General features: G+C 47.9%; 1 protein-coding gene. It reads left to right on the top strand.

What is annotated here, in order from left to right; translation table 11 throughout:
• The first annotated feature begins 1 nt into the window (after position 1).
• Positions 2-1,186: an elongation factor Tu gene (gene tuf / locus HMPREF2560_RS00170; protein WP_002215366.1), complete on the top strand. Its 1,185-nt coding sequence runs from the start codon at positions 2-4 to the stop codon at positions 1,184-1,186.

Genomic DNA, 1,186 nt, shown 5'->3' with positions numbered 1-1,186 from the left:
CATGGCTAAGGAAAAATTTGAACGTAGCAAACCGCACGTAAACGTTGGCACCATCGGTCACGTTGACCATGGTAAAACCACTCTGACTGCTGCTTTGACTACTATTTTGGCTAAAAAATTCGGTGGCGCTGCAAAAGCTTACGACCAAATCGACAACGCTCCTGAAGAAAAAGCTCGTGGTATTACCATTAATACCTCACACGTAGAATACGAAACTGAGACCCGTCACTACGCACACGTAGACTGTCCGGGTCACGCCGACTACGTTAAAAACATGATTACCGGTGCTGCCCAAATGGACGGCGCGATCTTGGTATGTTCCGCAGCTGACGGTCCTATGCCACAAACTCGCGAACACATCCTGTTGGCTCGCCAAGTAGGTGTACCTTACATCATCGTATTCATGAATAAATGCGACATGGTTGACGATGCTGAGCTGTTGGAACTGGTTGAAATGGAAATCCGTGACTTGTTGTCAAGCTACGACTTCCCAGGCGACGACTGCCCAATCGTACAAGGTTCTGCATTGAAAGCTTTGGAAGGTGACGCTGCTTACGAAGAAAAAATCTTCGAATTGGCTGCTGCCTTGGACAGCTACATCCCAACACCTGAGCGTGCTGTAGACAAACCTTTCTTGTTGCCTATCGAAGACGTATTCTCTATCTCTGGTCGTGGTACAGTAGTAACTGGTCGTGTAGAGCGCGGTATCATCCACGTTGGTGACGAGATCGAAATCGTAGGTCTGAAAGAAACCCAAAAAACCACTTGTACCGGTGTTGAAATGTTCCGCAAACTGCTGGACGAAGGCCAAGCAGGTGACAACGTAGGCGTATTGCTGCGTGGTACTAAACGTGAAGATGTAGAGCGTGGTCAAGTGTTGGCTAAACCAGGTACTATCACTCCTCACACCAAATTCAAAGCAGAAGTATACGTACTGAGCAAAGAAGAGGGTGGTCGTCACACTCCATTCTTCGCTAACTACCGTCCACAATTCTACTTCCGTACTACTGACGTAACTGGTGCAGTTACTTTGGAAGAAGGCGTAGAAATGGTAATGCCAGGTGAGAACGTAACCATTACTGTAGAACTGATTGCGCCTATCGCTATGGAAGAAGGTCTGCGCTTTGCGATTCGCGAAGGTGGTCGTACCGTAGGTGCGGGTGTGGTTTCTTCTGTAATCGCTTAA

Source organism: Neisseria sp. HMSC078H04, from assembly GCF_001838135.1.
Taxonomy (GTDB): domain Bacteria; phylum Pseudomonadota; class Gammaproteobacteria; order Burkholderiales; family Neisseriaceae; genus Neisseria.
The sequence above is the reverse complement of the archived record's forward strand: the minus strand, read 5'-3'. Positions and strand labels throughout refer to the sequence as shown.

Coding starts and splice junctions, on each gene's coding strand:
- tuf (WP_002215366.1), top strand. CDS start 2: ATGGCTAAGGAAAAATTTGAACGTAGCAAACCGCACGTAAACGTTGGC.